General features: G+C 72.6%; 16 protein-coding genes. 8 read left to right on the plus strand and 8 right to left on the minus strand.

Annotated elements, in window-relative coordinates; all coding sequences use genetic code 11:
* Nucleotides 1-10: 10 nt before the first annotated feature.
* The 6 genes from ABZ459_RS01725 to ABZ459_RS01750 form a co-directional block, all read right to left on the minus strand.
* Nucleotides 11-2,923 (minus strand): AAA family ATPase, encoded by a 2,913-nt coding sequence (locus ABZ459_RS01725; protein ID WP_357964591.1) that lies wholly within the window; start codon nt 2,921-2,923, stop codon nt 11-13.
* A gap of 58 nt (nt 2,924-2,981) precedes the next feature.
* Nucleotides 2,982-3,416, minus strand: a complete 435-nt coding sequence (locus ABZ459_RS01730) for a GNAT family N-acetyltransferase (protein ID WP_357964592.1) — start codon at nt 3,414-3,416, stop codon at nt 2,982-2,984.
* An 80-nt stretch (nt 3,417-3,496) separates the two neighbouring features.
* On the minus strand, nt 3,497-4,633 hold the full coding sequence (locus ABZ459_RS01735; RefSeq protein WP_352357043.1) for an acyl-CoA dehydrogenase family protein: 1,137 nt from the start codon (nt 4,631-4,633) through the stop codon (nt 3,497-3,499).
* Between the two features lie 2 nt (nt 4,634-4,635).
* Nucleotides 4,636-5,541: a hydroxymethylglutaryl-CoA lyase gene (locus ABZ459_RS01740; protein WP_357964594.1), complete on the minus strand. Its 906-nt coding sequence runs from the start codon at nt 5,539-5,541 to the stop codon at nt 4,636-4,638.
* Nucleotides 5,541-7,490 carry a biotin carboxylase N-terminal domain-containing protein gene (locus ABZ459_RS01745; protein ID WP_357964596.1) on the minus strand — a complete coding sequence of 650 codons (1,950 nt, stop codon included), beginning with the start codon at nt 7,488-7,490 and terminating at the stop codon, nt 5,541-5,543. The genes ABZ459_RS01740 and ABZ459_RS01745 overlap by 1 nt, the downstream gene beginning before the upstream one ends.
* Nucleotides 7,491-7,492: 2 nt before the next feature.
* Complete coding sequence (locus ABZ459_RS01750) at nt 7,493-9,061, minus strand: carboxyl transferase domain-containing protein (RefSeq protein ID WP_357964597.1); 1,569 nt, start codon at nt 9,059-9,061, stop codon at nt 7,493-7,495.
* A gap of 109 nt (nt 9,062-9,170) precedes the next feature.
* Between ABZ459_RS01750 and ABZ459_RS01755 the strand changes: the two genes are divergently transcribed.
* Together ABZ459_RS01755 and ABZ459_RS01760 are read left to right on the plus strand one after the other, a co-directional pair.
* Nucleotides 9,171-9,722 (plus strand): TetR/AcrR family transcriptional regulator, encoded by a 552-nt coding sequence (locus ABZ459_RS01755; RefSeq protein WP_357965845.1) that lies wholly within the window; start codon nt 9,171-9,173, stop codon nt 9,720-9,722.
* A gap of 231 nt (nt 9,723-9,953) precedes the next feature.
* Nucleotides 9,954-12,089 (plus strand): thiamine pyrophosphate-dependent enzyme, encoded by a 2,136-nt coding sequence (locus ABZ459_RS01760; RefSeq protein WP_357964598.1) that lies wholly within the window; start codon nt 9,954-9,956, stop codon nt 12,087-12,089.
* Here ABZ459_RS01760 and ABZ459_RS01765 read toward each other — a convergent pair.
* Both ABZ459_RS01765 and ABZ459_RS01770 read right to left on the minus strand, forming a co-directional pair.
* Entirely contained in the window at nt 12,078-13,697 is a 1,620-nt protein-coding gene (locus tag ABZ459_RS01765; RefSeq protein ID WP_357964600.1) for a protein kinase, read from the minus strand. The two genes, ABZ459_RS01760 and ABZ459_RS01765, sit on opposite strands and share 12 nt — an antisense overlap.
* A 46-nt stretch (nt 13,698-13,743) precedes the next feature.
* The gene (locus tag ABZ459_RS01770) at nt 13,744-14,448 is read right to left on the minus strand and encodes a M50 family metallopeptidase (RefSeq protein WP_357964602.1); all 705 of its coding nucleotides are present in this window, start codon (nt 14,446-14,448) and stop codon (nt 13,744-13,746) included.
* A gap of 34 nt (nt 14,449-14,482) precedes the next feature.
* Between ABZ459_RS01770 and ABZ459_RS01775 the strand changes: the two genes are divergently transcribed.
* From ABZ459_RS01775 to ABZ459_RS01800, 6 genes are all read left to right on the plus strand, one after another.
* The gene (locus tag ABZ459_RS01775) at nt 14,483-15,370 is read left to right on the plus strand and encodes an amidohydrolase family protein (protein WP_357964604.1); all 888 of its coding nucleotides are present in this window, start codon (nt 14,483-14,485) and stop codon (nt 15,368-15,370) included.
* Between the two features lie 4 nt (nt 15,371-15,374).
* Nucleotides 15,375-15,845 carry a nuclear transport factor 2 family protein gene (locus tag ABZ459_RS01780; RefSeq protein ID WP_357964605.1) on the plus strand — a complete coding sequence of 157 codons (471 nt, stop codon included), beginning with the start codon at nt 15,375-15,377 and terminating at the stop codon, nt 15,843-15,845.
* Between the two features lie 28 nt (nt 15,846-15,873).
* A complete protein-coding gene (locus ABZ459_RS01785; RefSeq protein WP_357964607.1) occupies nt 15,874-16,992 on the plus strand; it encodes a magnesium and cobalt transport protein CorA in 1,119 nt (372 codons plus the stop codon).
* A 131-nt stretch (nt 16,993-17,123) separates the two neighbouring features.
* Complete coding sequence (locus ABZ459_RS01790) at nt 17,124-17,729, plus strand: TetR/AcrR family transcriptional regulator (RefSeq protein WP_357964609.1); 606 nt, start codon at nt 17,124-17,126, stop codon at nt 17,727-17,729.
* A gap of 11 nt (nt 17,730-17,740) precedes the next feature.
* The gene (locus ABZ459_RS01795; RefSeq protein WP_357964610.1) at nt 17,741-19,966 is read left to right on the plus strand and encodes a glycoside hydrolase family 3 C-terminal domain-containing protein; all 2,226 of its coding nucleotides are present in this window, start codon (nt 17,741-17,743) and stop codon (nt 19,964-19,966) included.
* Nucleotides 19,967-20,618: 652 nt separating this feature from the next.
* Nucleotides 20,619-20,855, plus strand: coding sequence for a hypothetical protein (locus ABZ459_RS01800; protein WP_357964611.1), 237 nt, complete (start codon nt 20,619-20,621; stop codon nt 20,853-20,855).
* The last annotated feature ends 4 nt before the right edge of the window (nt 20,856-20,859 follow it).

A 20,859-nucleotide genomic window follows, 5' to 3' on the forward strand; every position in this document is an offset into this window, starting at 1 on the left:
GCCTACGCGGTCACCCGAACAGGCCCAGCCGGTGGGCCGTGGCCGCCGCCTCGCCGCGGGTGGCGACGCCCAGCTTGGCCAGGATGTTGGAGACGTGCACGCTGACCGTCTTCACCGAGATGAACAGCGCCGCGGCGATCTCCCGGTTGCTGCGCCCGTTGCTCACCTCGCGCAGCACCTCCAGCTCGCGCGCGGTCAGCCCCAGCGGCGGTCCGTCGGGCTCGTCGGCGCCGCCGACGCGGGCCCGCCGTCCGAACACGTCGAGCTGTTCGAGCAGCGGCGTGGCGCCCAGCTGCGCGGCCAGCTCCCGCGCCCGCGCCACCATCGCGGCCGCGGCCCGCCGGTCGCCCTCGGCCAGCGCCGCCTGGGCGGCCCCCACCAGGCACTGCGCCTCCGCGTACGGCTGCCGCAACCCCGCCCAGGCCGCCACCGCCGACTCCCACGCCTTGAGCTGGGCCGCCCCGCCGAGCCCCTCCTCCGGCCCGGTCAGCGCCGCGAACGTCAGCCGCTGCGCCTCCTGGAGGTCGCCGTCGACGGCCAGCTCCCGCGCCACCTCCCGCAGCCGCTCCACGACGGCCGCCGCGACCCCCGCGTGCGGCGCGCCGGCCTCGCCGAGAGCGGGCCGGGCGAGCTGCGCGAACGTCACCAGCAGCGGCCAGGCGTAGCGCGGCGAGGGCCGCAGGTCCTGCTTCTCCAGCCCCCGGGCCGCGGCCTCCAGCGCCTCGCCGAGCCGCCCCTGCGCCCGCAGCAGCAGGACCTGCCTGCGCAGCTGCGGCAGCACGGTCTGGTCCCGGTAGGTGCCGCGCGCGAACACGCTGGCGGAGGACGACAGCAGCCTGTCGGCCCGGTCGATCTGCCCCCGCGCGAGCGCGATGTCCATCACGAACCCCTGGAGGCTGGCCCGGTAGGGGGCCGGCGGCGCGAGGTCGAGCGCCTGCTCGACCACCTGGAGCGCCTCGTCCCAGCGGCCCAGCGAGAGCAGCGGCTCGGTCAGGTTGATCGCCAGGAACGTGCCGGACGTGCGCGCCAGGCCGTAGTGCCCGGCCTCCTGCACGCCCTCGCGGGCGACCTGGGCGGCCCGCTCGTGCCGTCCTGCGCCCTCCAGCGCGTCGGACTCGGAGATCGCGCAGCGCATCAGCGCGTTGTAGGCGCCCTGGGCGCGGGCGACCCGGCGCGCCTCGGCGAACTGCCCGAGCTGGGCCTCGATGTCGGAGAAGCGGGACCGCGCCCAGGCGAGGCTGATGAGCGCGTGGGCCTCGACGTTGGCGTCGCCCATCTCGTGGCCGATCTCCATGGCGAGCTGCGCCGTCGCCAGCTTCTCCGGCCAGTCCTCCGGACGGTGCAGCATGCGCGCCAGCGTCTCCAGGACCTGGCCGCGCAGCTTGGTCGGCGGCTCGGCGGGCACCAGCTCGGCCGCCTGGCGCAGGTCGTCGAGGTAGCCGGCGCGGCCCAGGTCGTAGCGGGTCAGGCCGCGCTGGCGCAGCAGGGTGGCCGCGGTGATCGGGTCGGCGTCGAGGTCGACCTCGGCGAGCGCGGCCCCGGCCATGGCCAGGCTGCGTTCGTACTCGCCGGCGAGGTGGGCGACCGTGGCGGTCTGCCGCAGCACGTCGAGGCGGCCGCAGCCGATGCGCTCGGCGGCGTCGGGCACCTGGTCCCACAGCTCCAGCACCCGCGAGAGCATCCTGAGCTGCTCGTCGTAGGCGGTGGACTTGCGGGCCGCGGCGGCCGCGCGCCAGGCGCTGACCAGCGCCCAGGTGGAGTCGTGGGCGGAGTGCCAGTGGTGGGCCAGCTCGATCGCGCCGCGCGGGGCGGGCAGGATCGACAGGTCGCGTTCGAGTGCCTCGGCGTAGCGGGTGTGGAGGCGGGTGTGCTCGCCGGGCAGCAGGTCGTCGTGGAGCGCCTCGCGGATGAGCGCGTGCCGGAAGCCGTAGCCCTCGCCGTCGACCACCAGCACGTTGCCCGCCACGGCGGGGCGCAGCGCCCGCGACAGGGCGGTGTCGTCGAGCCCGGCCACCGCGCTCAGCAGGTCGTGCTCGATGCGCTGGCCGCCCGCGCTGGCCACCCGCAGCAGCTCCTGGGTCTCGTCGGGCAGCCGCTCGACGCTGGCCAGCAGCAGGTCGCGCAGGGACTCGGGGAGCATGTCGCCGCCGTCGGCCTCGCTCAGCAGCGCCTCGACGAACAGCGGGTTGCCCTCGCTGCGGGCGTAGATCAGGTCCATCGCGGCGGCCGACGGCTCGCGCCGCAGGATGCTGGCCGCCTGCGCGACGGCCTCCCTGCGGGTGAGCCTGCGCAGCTCGACCCGGCTCACCCACTCGATGCGGCCCAGCTCGGCCAGCATCGGCCGGAGCGGATGGGTGCGGTGGAGCTCGTCGGTGCGGTAGGTGACCACGATCATCAGCCGGGCCGCCGTGCGCTGGTAGCGGACCAGGAAGGACAGCAGGTCGCGGGTGGAACGGTCGGCCCAGTGGGCGTCCTCGACCACCAGCAGCACCGGACGTTCCTCGGCCAGGCGCTCCAGCAGCCCGAGCACCTGCTCGAACAGCCGGGCCCGCGCCTCGGCGCCGTCCTTGTCCGGCTCGCCGAACTCGGGCAGCAGCCGGGCCAGCCCGCGCGTCGTGCCCCCGGGCACCAGCGCCGCCACGCCGTCGCGCCCGAGCTCGCGCACGAGCCCGCGCAGCACGGCCGTGAACGGCGCGAACGGCAGGCCCTCGGTGCCCAGCTCCAGGCAGCCGCCGACGAGCACCCGCGCATCGCCCGCCCGGTCGATGAACTCGCTGATCAGGCGGGTCTTGCCGACCCCCGCCTCGCCGCCGACGAGCACGGTGGACGACGCGCCCGCACGTGCTCTGACCAGGGCGTCGCCCAGAGCGTGCAGCTCGCGGGCGCGCCCGACGAACAGGGGGCTGACGGTGTGAATGCTCACGCCCCAAGGATGCCATCAAACACCGACAAAACGGACCGAAACTCCAGGCCGTCGTCTGTCAGCGCAAAACCTTGCGGAAGAAGGTGGCCGACGCCTCGTAGCCCAGGGCGTGGTAGAACTCCGGCGCCCGCCGGGTGGCCATCGCCACGTACCCGGCCCGCCGGGTACGCGCCCACGCCTCGAACTCCTCCAGCAGCCGGCGGCCGATGCCCTGCCGGCGCGAGCCCGACTGGACCATCGCCTCCTCGACCCAGGCGACCGGCCCGTTGGCGAACAGCGTCAGGTGCACGAACCCCAGCAGGTATCCGTGGACGCGTCCGCCCACGACGGCCGTGAGCAGCAGGGCGTCCTCGTTGCGCAGGAGTTGCGGGAGCGCGGCGTCGAAGGCCGCGCGCTCCGGCCTGAAGGTCAGCCCGAACTCGCGCGCCAACGCGAACACCTCGTCCGCGTCCGCCTTCTCCGCCCTCCTGATGAGAAGATCGTCCGCCGTCATGAGGTACGACACTAGAACCTCTGTGCCCTTTCGTCCATCGTGCCACGGGAGTGTGCCGTGACGTCCGGTACGGCGTCCGGTCAGAGGTCGCCGAGGCCGAGCTGACGGGCGATGAGCATGCGCTGCACCTCGCTGGTGCCCTCGCCGATCTCCAGGATCTTGGCGTCGCGGTAGAAGCGGCCGACCGGGAACTCGTTCATGAAGCCGTACCCGCCGAACACCTGGGTGGCGTCGCGGGAGTTGTCCATGGCCGCGTTCGAGGACACCAGCTTGGCGATCGCCGCCTCCTTCTTGAACGGCACCCCGGCCAGCATCTTCTCGGCCGCGTGGTAGTAGGCCAGGCGGGCGGTGTGCGCGCGCACCTCCATGTCGGCGATCTTGAACTGGATGGCCTGGTAGTGGCCGATCGGGTGGCCGAACGCCTTGCGGTCCCTGACGTACTTGAGGCATTCGTCCACGCAGCCCTGGGCCAGGCCCACGCTGAGCGCGGCGATGGCGATGCGGCCCTCGTCGAGGGTCTGCAGGAACTGCGCGTAGCCGCGTCCCCGCTCGCCGAGCAGGTTGGCGGCGGGCACCCGGCAGTCGGAGAAGGACAGCTCGCGGGTGTCGGAGGCGTTCCAGCCGACCTTGGAGTACTTCTTGGAGACGGTGAACCCCGGCGTGCCGCTCGGCACCAGGATCGTGGAGATCTCCCGCTCGCCGGTGAGCGCGGCCACGCCGATCACGCCGGTGATGTCGGTGCCGGAGTTGGTGATGAACGCCTTCGTCCCGTTGATCACCCATTCGCCGCCGTCGAGCACGGCGGTCGTCCGCATGCCGCCCGGCACGTCGGAGCCGCCGCCGGGCTCGGTCAGCCCGAACGCGCCCAGCATCTCGCCGGAGGCCAGCCGGGGCAGCCACTCCTGGCGCTGCTCGTCGGTGCCGAACCGGTAGATCGGCATCGCGCCCAGCGAGACCGCGGCCTCCAGGGTGATCGCCACGCTGGAGTCGGCGCGGGCCAGCTCCTCCAGGGCCAGGCACAGCGCGAAGTAGTCGCCGCCCATGCCGCCGTACTCCTCCGGGAACGGCAGGCCGAACAGCCCCATGTCGGCCATCTTGCGCACGATGTCGTAGGGGAACTCCTCGCGCTCGTAGTAGTCGCCGATCACGGGCGCCACCACGTCACGGGCGAACGCCTCGACGGTCTTGCGCAACTCTTGGTATTCGTCGTTCAGCATGATCAGCCTTTCGCGAGGGCCTGGACGACGCGCGAGGGGCTGGGCCGGCCCAGCCGCTCGGCCAGCCAGGTGCTGGTGGACACGAGTTTGTCCAGGTCGAGCCCGGTCTCGATGCCGAGCCCGCGCAACATCCACACGAGGTCTTCGGTGGCCAGGTTGCCGGTGGCGGACTCGGCGTACGGGCAGCCGCCGATGCCGCCGGTGGAGGCGTCGACGGTGGTCACGCCCGCCTTGAGGGCGGCGAGCGTGTTGCCGAGCGCCTGCCCGTAGGTGTCGTGGAAGTGCACGGCGAGCCGCTCGGGGCCGCCGAACGCGCCGATCAGCTCGGTGACGTGGCCCGGCGTGCCGACGCCGATCGTGTCGCCGAGCGACAGCTCGTAGCAGCCGAGCCCGAGCAGCCGCTCGCCGACCGCGACGACCTGCCCGACCGGCGTGGGCCCCTCCCAGGGGTCGCCGAAGCACATCGACACGTACGCGCGCACCCGCAGCCCGTGCTCCAGCGCCCTGGCCACGACCGGCTCGAACATGTCGAACTGGCTCTCCAGCGTGCGGTTGAGGTTCTTGGCGGCGAAGGTCTCGGTGGCGCTGGCGAAGATCGCGATCTCGGTGACGCCCAGCTCCAGCGCCCGGTCGAGCCCGCGCTCGTTGGGCACCAGCACCGGGTAGCGCACGCCTGGCCTGCGGTCGAGGCGGCCGAGCAGCTCACCGGCGTCGGCCAGCTGCGGCACCCACTTGGGGTGCACGAAGCTGGTCGCCTCGATGACCCGGTGGCCGGCGTCGGCCAGCCGGTCGATGAACTCGGCCTTCACCTCGACCGGCACGATCGCCGACTCGTTCTGCAGGCCGTCGCGCGGGCCCACCTCGTAGACCGTGACCCGCTCGGGAAGCCCTTGCATGCGGTACGGCATCACGCCTCCTCACCGGTGACCACGGCCAGCACGGCGTCCATGTCGACCGGCCTGCCCGGCTGGACGGGCAGCTCGGCGACCACGCCGTCGCACGGGGCGGTGACCGTGTGCTCCATCTTCATGGCCTCGACGACGACCAGCGGCTGCCCCTTGCTCACCTGGTCGCCGGGCTGCACCGTGACCAGCAGGACGGTGCCGGGCATGGGGCTCCTGACCACGCCGTCGCCGGCCGCGGCCGCGCCGGGCCGGTCGCCCGGGTCGCCGATGAGGTGGCGGGTGAACGCCCACGACTCGCCGTCCTTGCCGAGCCAGAGCGTGTCGCCGTGACGGGCGGTCAGGTAGCGGGCGGTCCGGCCGCCGAGTGTGACGGCCGCCTCGCCGCCGCCGGTCGTGATCCGGGCGGGCACCGCCTCGCCGTCGAGCAGCACCTCGGCCGAACGGCCGGGCAGGCCGCGGACGGGCACCGCGTGCACGCCGTCGCGCGACTCCAGCCGCCAGGTCGTCCAAGCGGGCTCGCCGACCCGCCAGCCGTCGGTGACCTGCCAGGGGTCGGGGCCCTGCGGCAGCGTGTGGAAGATCAGCGCCGCCGCCGCGGCCACCTCGCGCGGCACGCCGGACTCCGGCAGCAGCTCGGGCAGCACCCGTTCGACCAGGCCGGTGTCCAGCTCGCCCGCCACGACCGCGGGGTGGCGGGCGAGCGCGCGCAGGAACGGCACGTTGGTGACCACGCCCAGCACCGCGGTACGGGCGAGCGCCCGGTCGAGCGCCCTGAGCGCCGCCCCGCGCTCCGGCGCCCAGGCGATCACCTTGGACAGCATGGGGTCGTAGTCGCTGCCGACGACGCCGTCCTCGGCCAGGCCGGAGTCGACCCGCACCCGGCCCGGCCCGTCGTCGCCGGGCTCGCGCAGGGCCAGCACGCGCCCGCCGCTGGGCAGGAAGCCGCGCGCCGGGTCCTCGGCGTAGACCCGCGCCTCGACGGCGTGGCCGTCGAGCCGCACCTGCTCCTGGCCGAACGGCAGCGGCTCGCCGGCCGCGACGCGCAGTTGCAGCTCCACCAGGTCCAGGCCGGTGACCAGCTCGGTGACCGGGTGCTCGACCTGGAGCCGGGTGTTCATCTCCATGAAGTGGTAGGAGCCGGTGGTGCCGTCGACGATGAACTCGACCGTGCCCGCGCCGACGTACCCGACCGAGCGGGCGGCCTCGACGGCCGCGGCGCCCATGTCGGCGCGCATGGCGGGGGTCACGAAGGGCGACGGCGCCTCCTCGATGATCTTCTGGTGCCGTCGCTGCAGGCTGCACTCGCGCTCGCCCAGGTGCACGACGTTGCCGTGGGCGTCGGCCATGACCTGGATCTCGATGTGCCGGGGGTTCTCGACGTAGCGCTCGATGAGCAGGGTGCCGTCGCCGAACGCCGCCCGCGCCGTACGGCGGGCCGACTCCAGCGCGTCGGGCAGCTCGGCGGCCGAGCGCACCAGCACCATGCCCTTGCCGCCGCCGCCCGCGGACGGCTTGATCAGCGCCGGGAACTCGGCCCACTCCGCAAGGTCGTCGCCCGGCTCGGCCCCGCCGGGGACGACCGGCACGCCGGCCGCCGACACCGTGGCCTTGGCGCGGATCTTGTCACCCATGGCGTCGATGGCCTCGGGGGACGGGCCGACGAAGACGAGCCCGGCCTCGGCGCAGCGTCGCGCGAACGCGGCGTTCTCGGCCAGGAAGCCGTAGCCGGGATGGACGGCCTGCGCGCCGGAGGCGAGCGCCGCCTCGACGATCGCCTCGATGTCCAGATATTTCGAGACTTCGAGGGCGATGTCTGCTTCGCGGGCGTGCCTGGCGCCCGCGTCCGGCGGCGTGAACACCGCCACCGACTCGACGCCGAGCGCGCGCAGCGTCCGGACGACCCGGACGGCGATCTCGCCCCGGTTGGCGATGAGAACACGGTCGAAGAACATGATCACATCCGGAAGACGCCGTAGCCGGCGGGTTCGAGCGGCGCGTTGGCCGCCGCGGACAGGGCCAGACCGAGGACGGTGCGGGTGTCGAGCGGGTCGATCACGCCGTCGTCCCAGAGCCGGGCGGTGGAGTAGTAGGGGTTGCCCTGGTGCTCGTACTGGGCGCGGATGGCGTCGGGGTCGGCGTTGCCGACCGTGGTCAGCACGTTCGCCGCCTGCTCACCGCCCATGACGGAGATGCGGGCGTTGGGCCACATCCACAGGAACCTGGGCGAGTACGCCCGTCCGGCCATGGCGTAGTTGCCCGCCCCGAACGAGCCGCCGATCACCACCGTGAACTTGGGCACCCGCGCGCACGACACGGCCGTCACCATCTTGGCGCCGTGCTTGGCGATGCCGCCCGCCTCGTACGCCTTGCCGACCATGAACCCGCTGATGTTCTGCAGGAACACCAGCGGGATGCGGCGCTGGTCGCACAGCTCGATGAAGTGCGCGCCCTTCATCGCCGACTCGCTGAACAGGATGCCGTTGTTGGCCACGATGCCCACCGGGTGGCCGTGCAGGTGGGCGAAGCCGGTGACCAGGGTGGAGCCGTACTCGGCCTTGAACTCCAGGAAGCGCGAGCCGTCCACCAGGCGGGCGATGACCTCACGCACGTCGTAGGGCTGGCGGGTGTCGGCCGGGACGAGGCCGTAGAGGTCGCGCGGGTCGTGCCGCGGCTCCTCGGGGGCGACCGTGTCCCAGGGGCGGGGGGCCCGGGGGGCCAGCGTCGAGACGATGTCGCGGACGATGGCCAGGGCGTGGGCGTCGTCCTCGGCCAGGTGGTCGGTGACGCCGCTGACCCGGGAGTGCAGGTCGCCGCCGCCCAGCTCCTCGGCCGTGACCTCCTCGCCGGTGGCCGCCTTCACCAGGGGCGGACCGCCCAGGAAGATCGTGCCCTGGCCGCGGACGATGACCGCCTCGTCGCTCATGGCCGGCACGTACGCGCCGCCGGCGGTGCACGAGCCGAGCACCGCGGCGATCTGCGGGATGCCGCGGGCCGACATCGTGGCCTGGTTGTAGAAGATGCGCCCGAAGTGCTCCCGGTCGGGGAAGACCTCGTCCTGCCTGGGGAGGAACGCGCCGCCGGAGTCGACCAGGTAGACGCAGGGCAGGTGGTTGTGCAGGGCCACCTCCTGCGCGCGCAGGTGCTTCTTGACGGTCATCGGGTAGTACGTGCCGCCCTTGACGGTCGCGTCGTTGGCCACGACCACGCACTCGCGCCCGGCCACCCTGCCGACGCCGGTGATGATCCCGGCGGCGGGCGCCTGGTCGTCGTAGAGGCCGCCGGCCGCCAGCGGCGACAGCTCCAGGAAGCGGGAACCCGGGTCGAGCAGCCCGTCGACGCGGTCGCGTGGCAGCAGCTTGCCGCGCTCGACGTGGCGCTGCCGCGACCGCTCGGGACCGCCGAGCGCCGCCGCGGCCAGCCGTTCGAGCAGCTCGGCGGCCAGCCGCTCGTTGAGCTCGGCGTTGCGTTTGTACGCCTCGCTCCCGGGCGCCACGGCCGACTTCAGCACCGGCCAGTCGCTCATGAGTCCCCTCTCGTCATGGCCGAGATGTTAGTCATCATTAACGTAATCGTCTAGCATGTGAGACGTGACCACTGCCTCCACACCTACCCGCGAGCGCGGCAGAAGGCGCATGGAGATCCTCGCGGCGGCCGCCCGGCTGTTCGCCGCGCGCGGTTTCCACGGGGTCTCCATCGAGGACATCGGGGGCGCGGTCGGCGTCTCGGGCCCCGCGCTCTACCGGCACTTCAGCGGCAAGGAGGCGCTGCTCGCCGAGATGCTGCTCGACGTCAGCTCGCGGCTGCGGGAGTCGGCGGTGGCGGTGGCCACCTCCTCCGACGGGCCGGCCGAGACGCTCGACGCGCTGCTCAACGTGCAGATCACGTTCGCGCTCGACCAGCCGGCGCTGATCACCGTGCACGACCGCGAGCTGGGCAACGTGCCCGAGCCGGAGCGGCGCAGGATCAGGCGGCTGCAGCGCCTCTACGTAGAGGAGTGGGTGACCGCGCTGGCCGAGCTGCACCCGGCGTGCCCGCCGGCCCGGCTGCGCGCGGCGACGCACGCGGTCTTCGGCCTGCTCAACTCGACGCCCCACAGCGCGGGCGAGCTGGCCCCGCACGACATGCGCCCCCTGCTGCACACGATGGCCCGCGCCGCCATCGAGGCCAGCGTTAACAATCACTAACTGACAGACAGCGCCGTCAGGCCGGACGAAAACCCTGAAGCGTCGTAGACCTCTGCAAACGGTCACGGATCCGGGTCAAACGGACCGGGCCACAATCTGTCATGCACTCCGGCAGACGGCGGCGGCGATGACGGACATAATCAGGGTGTGGCGCGCGACACTGTTGAGACACATTTCATCCAATCCGTTGAGGCGCTGAAGTCAGGCCCCGCCCGAGATCCCGGCGGCCCGGTGCGCGAGGGCACGTCGCTCACCGGCGACCGGTGCCGGACCCTGTTCCAGCGCCAGCTCGACAGCCGCCTGCTCGACATCGCCGCCCGCTGGCTCCGCGAGCAGGACGAAGGCTTCTACACGATCGGGTCGGCCGGCCACGAGGGCAACGCGGCGGTCGCCGCCGCGGCCAGGGCGAGCGACCCGGCGCTGCTCCACTACCGGTCCGGCGCCTTCTACCTGACCAGGTCCGAGCAGGCCGGCCGGCTGCCCGAGCAGGGCCTTCGCGACGTGCTGATGGGCCTCACCGCGGCGGCCGACGAGCCGATCGCGGGCGGCCGGCACAAGGTGTTCGGCCACCCCCACCTGGCCGTCATCCCGCAGACCTCGACGATCGCCAGCCACCTGCCGCGCGCCGTGGGCGTGGCCTTCGCCATCGAACGGGCCGCCGCGCTCGGCGACCGGTCGGCCTGGCCGCCCGACGCCATCGCCGTGTGCAGCTTCGGCGACGCCTCGATCAACCACGCCAGCGCCCTGACCGGGCTCAACACCGCCTCCTACGCCACCTTCCAGGGGCAGCCGCTGCCCATCCTGTTCGTGTGCGAGGACAACGGGATCGGCATCAGCGTCCGCACCCCCAAGGGCTGGGTGGAGGCGGCGGCGCGGCGGCCGGGCATCGCCTACTTCGCCGCCGACGGCTGCGACCTGGCCGACGCCTACGACGCCGCCACGCTCGCCGTCCAGCACGTCCGCGCCAACCGCTCCCCCGCGTTCCTGCACCTGACCACCGTGCGGCTGATGGGGCACGCCGGGTCCGACGTCGAGTCGGCCTACCGCACCCAGCGGGAGCTGCGGGCCGACATGGAGCGCGACCCGCTCGTCCGCACCGCGCGGCTGCTGGTGGAGGCCGGCCTGGAGACGCCGGAGGAGCTGCTCAAGACGTACGAGTCGGCGCGCGAGCACATCCTGCGCATCGCCCTGGAGACCACCCGCGCCCCGCGGCTCGGCTCGGCCGCGGAGGTCATGGAGCCGATCGCGCCGCGCCGTCCCGACCTGATCGCCAACATCAGCCCGACCGCCGCCGAGGGCCCGCTCAGGGAGAAGGCGTTCGCCGGCTCGCTGCCCGAGCTGGAGAAGCCGCTGACGTTGTCGCAGACCATCAACCGCACGCTCGCCGACGCGCTGGTGGTCTACCCCGAGATGACGGTCTTCGGCGAGGACGTCGCCAGGAAGGGCGGCGTCTACGGCGTCACCCGGGGGCTGCAGAAGCGGTTCGGCGGCTCGCGGGTGTTCGACACGCTCCTCGACGAGCAGGCCATCCTCGGCCTCGCGCTCGGCTCGGCCGTGTCCAACCAGCTGCCGGTGCCGGAGATCCAGTACCTGGCCTACCTGCACAACGCGCTCGACCAGATCCGCGGCGAGGGCGCCACCCTGTCGTTCTTCTCGCGCGGCGCCTACACCAACGGCATGGTCGTCCGCGTCGCCGGCTACGCCTACCAGAAGGGCTTCGGCGGCCACTTCCACAACGACAACGCGGTGGCCGCGCTGCGCGACATCCCGGGCCTGGTCCTCGCCTCGCCCGCGCGTCCCGACGACGCCGCCGCCATGCTGCGCACCTGCCTGGCCGCCGCCCGTACGGCCGGGTCGGTCTGCGTGTTCCTGGAGCCTATCGCGCTCTACCACACGCGTGACCTGTTCGAGGAGGGCGACGGCGGCTGGCTGGCGCCGTACACGCCGCCGGGGCGCTGGCGCGAGACGCACGTGCCCATCGGCCGGGCCCGCTCGTACGGCGAGGGCCGTGACCTGACGATCGTGACGTTCGGCAACGGGCTGCGGATGAGCCTGCGCGCCGCGGTCCGGCTCACCCAGGAGGGCTACGGCTGCCGCGTCCTCGACCTGCGCTGGCTGGCCCCGCTGCCGGTGGACGACCTGCTGCGGGCGGCCGAGCTGACCGGCAAGGTGCTGATCGCCGACGAGACCCGCCACTCCGGGGGCGTGTCCGAGGGCGTGACGACCGAGCTGATCGACGCCGGGTTCACGGGGCAGGTGGCCCGGGTGACCTCGGCCGACAGCTTCATCCCGCTGGGCGACGCGGCCAACCACGTGCTGCTGTCGGAGGAGGAGATCGAGCAGGCGGCGCGCAAGCTACTGGGCTGAGCGCGCCCCTCTGACGCAGACCGGCTTCGACCAGGCGACCGTGGTGGCCGCCGAGATGCGCAGCGGCACGCCCACCAGGAAGCAGTAGCCAGTGTCCGGGTCGAGCCCGGCGACGCGGCCACTGGTGGCGCCCGGCCCGAGGGCGACGACGGTCACGTCGCCCCCGCCCGCCCGCGAACGTTGCAGGACGACCGGGTAGCGGCGGGCGTCGGCCGGGAGCGCCCAGCTCAGCTCCACCAGGGCGCCGCGGTCGGCGGTGACCTTGAGCCTGCGGGGGGCGAGTGCGGCGACGTCCCGCTTGCTGATCGGCGGCGGGGTGGTGGCGGCGGTCGCCGCGGGGGTCGCGGCCTCGGGGCGCCGGTCGGCGGGGCCCGGGCCGGCGGGCGGCCGCAGCGACAGGTAGACGGCCAGGCCCGTGCCGGCGATCGCCACGGCCGCGACCGCGCCCCCGATCAGCAGGCGCCTTCCGAGGCTCCCGGCCCCAGCGGGCGGCGTCGTGGGAGCCTCCCGCCGAGCGCCGCCCACGTCCCCCGCCGTGGGAGCCTCCCGCCTTGCTCCGGCCGCGCCTCCCGCCGTGGGAGCCTCCCGCCTTGCTCCCCCCATGTCCCCCGCAAGGCCGGGCGGTGGCGGGGCGGGTGCGGGGGCGTGGGGGTGGGCGAGCCGGCTGCCGGTGGCGGGGAGGGAGGAGTCGCCTGGATGCGGCGGGGCCTGCGGGCGGCGCGGGACGGTGGACGTCGCGGGCCCCGGCCCCGGATCCTGGCCCACCAGGTCGGTCACCGACAACCCCAGCTCGGCCTGCACCTCCTGCAACCGCCGCGCCAGCTCCCTGGCCGAGCCGGGCCGCCGCTCGGGCTGCTTGGACATAGCGTGCAGGACCGTCCCGAACACCGCCGGCGGCACGTCCGGCCGGTTGATCGGCGGCGGGTCGAGGCTCAGCACCCGGTACATCAGCGGCGCGATCGACGGGTCGGCCGGGTTGTGGAAGGCGGGCTGCCCGGCCAGCAGGTGGTAGAGCGTCGAGCCCAGGGAGTAGATGTCGCCGGAGGCCGAGTGCGGCTGCCCGGTGAGCACCTCCGGGGCGGCGTGCAGCGGGGTGAACGCCTGGGAGGTGGCCGAGATCTCCGCGGAGTCCACCACCCTGGCGACGCCGAAGTCGGCGATGGCGGGCTCGCCGTAGCGGGAGACGAGGATGTTCTGCGGCTTGATGTCGCCGTGCAGCACCCCGGCCTCGTGCACGGCGGCCAGCGCGCCGGCCAGCTTGACGCCCGCGCGCAGCACGTCGGGCACTCCGAGCGGCCCCTCCTTGCGGACCTTGTCGCGCAGCGAGCCGTTCTCGAAGAAGTCCATCGCGATGTACGGCTTGCCCGAGCGCGTCACGCCGGTGTCGAAGACGGTCACGACGTTGGGATGGCCGGTCAGGCGGCCGGTGAGCCGGAGCTCGCGCTGGAAGCGGCGCATGGTGCGCTGGTCGACCCGGTCGACCGACAGGACCTTCAGCGCCACGACCCGGTCGAGGCGCTCCTGGTAGGCGCGGTAGACGACGGCGAAACCGCCCTGGCCCGCCTGATCGAGTACCCGGTAGCCGGGCGCGTCCTCGGCTGGCAACACGGCACTCCCCCCTGTTGCCGGTGAGTTTAATGTGAAATTTCGGCTTTCAGGGGGTCAACGGGTTCATCAGGTACGCGCCGAACACCACCGACACGGCGGCCACGACCAGGAAGAAGAAGACGTAGAAGCCGCCGGGCAGGAACGTCAGCCGGGCGAGCTGGTCGGCGTCGGAGTCTCTGGCCTGCCGCCTGCGCCGCTTGCGCTGCAGCTCGACGATCGGCCGGACGCCGCCGAACAGCAGGAACCACGTCGCGACCAGGGCCACGATCTGCTGGACCTCGGCGGGGGCGTACATGGACAGGGCGAACACCGCGCCGCCGGTGACCAGCAGGATCAGCGCGCCGTAGAGGTTGCGGATCAGCAGCAGCATGCACACCAGGAAGAGCAGCACGCTCCAGATCAGCAGCGTGATGCGGCCCTGCTCGGTCAGCCAGGCGGCGGCCAGCCCCAGCAGCGAGGGGGCCAGGTAACCGGCGAGCGCGGTCAGCACCATGCCGGGGCCGTTGGGGCGGCCCCTGGTCAGCGTGACGCCGGAGGTGTCGGAGTGGAGCCGGATGCCTTCGAGCTTGCGGCGGGTGAGCAGCGCCATGACCGCGTGACCGCCCTCGTGGGCGATCGTGATCAGGCCCCTGGACACCTGCCAGGGTGTGCGGAACGCGACGACCGCGAGCGCGGCCAGCGCCGAGACCAGCACGACCCAGGGGTCGGGGTCAGGCTGAACCTTGATCAGGTGGGCCCAGAGCATGTCCATCGAGGAGAAACACTAGCCGGGTAAAGTCCCGGTTGTGGCCGCAGAACTACATTCTGACGCGGACGTTCCGGCGTGGTGGCGCGAGCTCGGGCTGCCGGGTCTGATCGACCTGCATGTGCACTTCCTGCCCGAACGAATGGAACGCCGGGTCTGGCATCACTTCAACCACGGCGGCCCGCTGATGGGCGCCGGCTGGAAGATCGAGTACGAACGGCCGGTCGAGGAGCGGCTGACCAGGCTGCGCGAGATGGGCGTACGGCGTTTCCCCGCCCTGGCGTACGCGCACCGGCCGGACATGGCGCGCGACCTCAACGCCTGGACGCTCGACTTCGCCCGCCGCAACCCCGACTGCCTGCCGTCGGCGACGTTCTACCCCGAGCCCGGCGTCGCCGACTACGTGCGCGCGGCGCTGGCGGACGGCGTCCAGATCTTCAAGGTGCACCTCCAGGTCGGCGGCTTCGACCCGGCCGCGCCCGAGCTGACCGAGGTCTGGGGGCTGCTGGCGGAGTCGGGCGTGCCCGTGGTCGTGCACGCCAGCTCGGTGCCCGTGCCCGGCGGCCACGTCGGGCCGGGGCCGATCGGCGCGGTGCTGGCCGCCCATCCACGGCTGCGGGCGGTCATCGCGCATCTGGGCATGCCGGAGTACGAGCCGTTCTTCGAGCTGGCCGTCCGCCATGAGCGGGTCGCCCTGGACACCACCATGGCCTTCACCGACTTCTCCGAGCGCGGCATGCCGTTTCCCACCCGATTGCGCCCGGTCCTGCGTGATCTCGGGCTTTCGGGGAAGGTGGTGCTCGGCAGCGATTTCCCGACGATCCCGTACCCCTACGCGCACCAGCTCGACGCACTCGCCCACCTGGACCTCGGCGAGCAGTGGCTGCGGGCGGTGTGCTGGGACAACGGTGCGGCCATGATTCGATAGCAAGGTGAACGATCGGCACGTGGCGCTCATCAGCGCCTTCTACGACGCTCTGGGCCGCGCGGACTTCGCGGCCATGGAGCGCTGCTACCACCCCGAGATCAGTTTCGGCGACCCCATCTTCCAGGAGGTCGAGGGCCGCGACCGGGTGATGGCGATGTGGCGGTTGCAGCTCGGCGTGCGCGACGGGCTGAGATGCACCTACCGCGACGTCCAGGCCGACGAGTTCAGCGGCTCGGCCCACTGGACGGCCGGCTACACCTTCTCCTCCACCGGCCGCACGGTCGTCAACGAGATCGACGCGCTGTTCAGGTTCGAGGACGACCTCATCGTCCGCCACCACGACGAGTTCGACTTCAGGCGCTGGTCCAGAATGGCTCTCGGCAGGCCGCAGGGGCTGCTGTTCGGCTGGACGCCGATGTGGCGCAAGACCATCAGGGACCGGGCGACCCAGGAGCTCGACAGCCTGTCGCAGTAGTTCTCACACAACCGGGATCGGAGGGTGCATGGCCAGGGTGAAGGGGTTCAGGCGCAGCGGTGACAACCGCGAGGAGGCGCCGGAGCACTCGATGGACCCGCGCGCCAGCGAGGAGCACCCCTACCGGCCCACCGTCATCGACAATGCCGTCTACCAGAACGGCGAGCGGGTCGACAACCCCGGCTCGCTCGCCGACGCCTTCGAACGCCTCAAGCAGATGCCGGACAGCATGGCCTGGATCGGCCTCTACCGTCCGAAGGAGTGGGAGCTGGTCAAGCTCGCCGAGGAGTTCGAGCTGCACGAGCTGGCGCTGGAGGACGCGATCGTCGGCTCCCAGCGGGCCAAGGCCGACCGCTACGGCGACACGCTGTTCGTGGTGCTGCGCGCCGCCCGCTACCTCGACGACGTGGAGGAGGTGGCCTTCGGCGAGTTGCACGTCTTCGTCGGCCCCAACTTCGTGATCACCGTGCGCCACGCCGAGGCCCCCGACCTGCAGGGGGTGCGCAAGCGGATGGAGTCCGACCCCGACCTGCTGCGCCAGGGCCCGCAGGCCGTCCTGTACGCGATCCTCGACGCCGTGGTCGACGGCTACGCGCCGGTGGTGGCCGGGCTGCAGAAGGACATCGAGGAGATCGAGGTCGAGGTCTTCAGCGGCGACCCCTCGGTGTCGCGGCGCGTCTACGAGCTGTCCGGCGAGGTGATCGAGTTCCAGCGGGCCACCGCGCCGCTGGTGGGCATGATCCACGGCTTCATCGCCGGCGCCGCCAAGTACGGCGTCAACGACGAGCTGCAGAGCTACCTGCGCGACGTCGCCGACCACGCGATCACGGTGACCGAGCGCATCTCGGCCTTCCGCCAGATGTTGCAGAACATCCTGGTGGTCAACTCGACGCTGGTGACCCAGGCCCAGAACGCGGAGATGGCCCGCATGACCGAGGCCAGCATCCAGCAGGGCGAGGAGGTCAAGAAGATCTCCGCGTGGGCGGCCATCCTGTTCGCCCCGACGCTGGTCGGCACCATCTACGGGATGAACTTCGACTTCATGCCCGAGACCCACTGGGTGTTCGGCTACCCGTTCGCGATCCTGCTGATGGCGGCGGTGTGCATGGTGCTCTACATGGTCTTCAAACGCCGCGACTGGCTCTAGGGCGGCGGGCGTACGCCGCGAAACTAACCACGTGGTAGGTTCTTGGGCGGGCCGGTGGAGGGCCGATCTCGCCGTACCGTGGCACGCATGCGCAGCCCGCGTGCCCCCAGACCCCCAGAAAGGGCCGGTCGGTGACCGAACCGATGCCACGCCGAGGCAGCAAGGGCGAGCGCACGCGCGCCCGCATCCTCGACTCCGCCACGGAGCTGTTCTCCCGCTCGGGCTTCCACGCGGTGTCGCTGCGCGACATCGCCGCGCACGCGGGCCTGACCCACGCCGGGCTGCTGCACCACTTCCCCGGCAAGGAGAGCCTGCTCATCCAGGTGCTCAGCCGCCGCGACGAGGTCGACGGCGAGCTGATGCACGGCCCCACCGACGGCCTGTCACCCGAGGAACTGCTCGACCGCGCGATAGCCCAGGTCGCCAGGAACATGAGCACGCCCGGCCTGGTCGGGCTCTACGTGAAGATCTCCGGCGAGGCCGCCGATCCCGGCCATCCCGCCCACGACTACTTCGTCAAGCGCTACCGCCGGCTGCGCCGGCAGGCCGCGTGGTTGCTCGGCGCCCTGTTCGAACGCGCCACGCCGCCGCTCGACCACGACCCCGACGCCGTCGCCCAGCAGCTCATCGCGCTCATCGACGGCCTGCAGACGCAATGGCTGCTCGACCCGGACCAGGTGGACATGCATGCCGCCGTCATCACCTTCCTCAATCAACTAGGACTGCATCCCAGATAACGAGGTTTTCCATGGCTCTTCCCCCCGACCTCACCACGGCAGAGAAGGCGTCGCTCACGTCCGGGAGCGACACCTGGCACACCACGGCGGTCCGCGACGCGGTGCCCGCGCTCACGCTGTCCGACGGGCCGCACGGCATCCGCCGCCAGCGCGCGGACGGCGGCGACGCGCTCGGGCTGACCCGCAGCGAGCCCGCCACGTGTTTCCCGCCCGCCGTGGCCCTCGGCTCCTCGTGGGACCCGGCCCTGGCCCGCCGGGTGGGCGCGGCGCTGGCCAAGGAGGCCGCCGCGCTGGGGGTGGACGTCGTGCTGGGCCCGGGGGTGAACATCAAGCGGTCGCCGCTGTGCGGTCGCAACTTCGAGTACTTCTCGGAGGATCCGTACCTGACCGGGGTGATGGGGGCGGCGCTGGTCACCGGCGTCCAGTCGCGCGGCGTAGGGGCCTGCGTCAAGCACTTCGCGGTCAACAACCAGGAGACCGACCGCATGCGCATCAGCGCGGACGTCGACGAGCGCACGCTGCGCGAGATCTACCTGCCCGCCTTCGAGCACATCGTCCGCGAGGCCCGCCCGTACGCGATCATGTGCTCCTACAACCGCGTCAACGGCGTGTACGCCTCCCAGCACCGCCGGCTGCTGACCGGCCTACTGCGCGAGGAGTGGGGCTTCGACGGCCTGGTGATGTCGGACTGGGGCGCGGTCAACGACCGGGTGGCGGCCATCGAAGCCGGCCTGGACCTGGAGATGCCGCCCACCGGCACCGACGGCCTGATCGAGGACGCGGTGCGCTCGGGCCGCCTGCCCGAGTCCGTGCTCGACCTGGCGGCGGGCCGCGTCGCCAGGCTCGCCGAACGCGTCGCCGGCCGCGAGCGGCACGACGGCTGGGACGTCGACGAGCACCACGAGCTGGCCCGCGAGGCCGCCCGCGCCTCCGCCGTGCTGCTGAAGAACGACGGCGTGCTGCCGCTCGCCCCCGGCCTGCGCGTGGCCGTGCTGGGCGAGCTCGCCCGCACCCCGCGCTACCAGGGGCACGGCAGCTCGCACGTGGTGCCCACCCGTCTGGACAGCGCACTCGACGCCCTCGGCCGGGCCGTCGAGGGGCTGACGTTCGCCGCCGGCTACCGGCTCGACGGCGAGGCCGACGCCGATCTGGAGCGGGAGGCGGTGGAGAGCGCGGCGGCGGCCGAGGTGGCGGTGGTGTTCCTCGGCCTGCCCGAGTCCGCCGAGTCCGAGGGCTTCGACCGCACCTCGATCGACCTGCCCGGCGTCCAGGTGGAGCTGCTGCGGCGGGTGGCCGAGGTGTGCCCGCGGGTGGTCGTCGTGCTGTCCAACGGCGGGGTCGTGTCGGTGGCCGGGTGGCGGCACCTCGCCTCGGCCGTCCTGGAGGGCTGGCTGCTCGGCCAGGCGGGCGGCGCGGCGCTGGCCGACCTGCTGCTCGGCACGCACAGCCCGTCCGGACGGCTCACCGAGACGATCCCGCTGCGCCTCGCCGACGTACCGTCCCACCTGCACTTCCCCGGCTCCGACGGCCACGTCGTGTACGGCGAGGGCCGCTACGTCGGCTACCGGCACCACGACACGCTGGGCACCGAGGTCGCCTACCCCTTCGGCCACGGGCTGACCTACACCCGGTTCGAGTACTCCGATCTGGACGTGCGCGAGACCGGCCCCCACACCTGGGACGTCGCCTTCACCGTCACCAACACCGGCGACCGCCACGGCCAGGAGGTGGCCCAGCTCTACGTCGCCTTCGAGGCCGAACGGCCCTCGCGGCCCCGCCACGGGCTGCGTGCCTTCGCCAAGGTCGACCTGGCCCCCGGGGCGAGCGAGCGCGTCCGGCTCACCCTCGGGCCGCGCGACCTGGCGCGGTGGTCTGTGACGCACGGCGGCTGGCGGATCGACCCCGGCCCGTTCACCGTCGAGGTGGGCGCGTCGTCGCGGGACATCCGCCTGCGCGCGGAGCTGAGCACGCCCGGTGACGGATATGTGGGGGAGCTGAGCGAGATGTCCACGCTGGGCGAGTGGCTGGCGCACCCGGTGGGCGGCCGGGTGCTGAAGGAACGGCTCCGGCAGGCCCCGGGGCTGCCCGACCTCGACCGGACGGATTCGCCGTTGGTGGGGCTGGCGCTCGGCATCCCGTTGATCAAGTTCCGGACATTCGGGATCGGGCTGACGGCCGACGTCGTCGCCGACCTCGTCGCGGCCGCCCAGAGCGCGTCTCCGGGGGATGATCGTTAGGTCGTACGTCCTCTTGGGCGAACACCCATGAGCGGCCGTTCACCCAAGCGGACGCGCTCCTCCATCTCTCCCAGCTCCACCAGCGGCACTGCGCGCTGCCCATACCCGCGGGCTTCGTGGGAATGGGCGGGCGCCGGGCCCCTCACTCTCGAACAACACCTTTCTCACCAACCTCCCACCCGCCCCCTCACCCAACAGCCCACCCGCCACCCACCCCAGCCCGCCCCCGACACCCCACCCGCACCCAGCCTGCGCCACCGGGCCCGACACCCCACCCGCACCCAGCCCAGCCTGCGCCACCGGGCCCGACACCCCACCCGCACTCAGTCCAGCCTGTGGCACGCGGGCCCGACACCCGCCCCGCACTCAGTCCAGCCTGTGGCACGCGGGCCCGACACCCGCCCCGCACTCAGCCTCTCCTCCAGCGCGCGCACCCCCTCACCTGACACCCACCCCAACGCTGCCCGCCCCTCCCATCCAGCAAATACAACGAAATAACGCATTTACTATCACAAGTCCCTCACCTAATTCATCAGCCCAGAGCCGAATTACGCGAGGGCTTCTTTTTCATTTCACCGGCGCCGACGCGGCGGGCTAATATGCCATCGACCACCCCTCCCCCTCCCTCCCCAAAGCGCAACGAAATCGGGTGATGATGGCGACGCAGCACGAAATAACCGCCGCCCGGCGTCACATCGAACGACTGCGCGACGAACACGCCAACGACCTGACCGCACTGATCCGCCTGGTGGACGGCGGCGCGCTCAAGGGCCCCGCTGGCGACAACCTCGCCGCCGACCTGCGCACCTGGGACCACGGCTTCAAGGACCTCTTCACCCGGGCACTGAGGCTGCTCGACACGCTGCACCCGTCCGAGCCCGCCTCATGACCCC

The organism is Nonomuraea sp. NPDC005692 (assembly GCF_040631115.1).
Lineage (GTDB): Bacteria > Actinomycetota > Actinomycetes > Streptosporangiales > Streptosporangiaceae > Nonomuraea.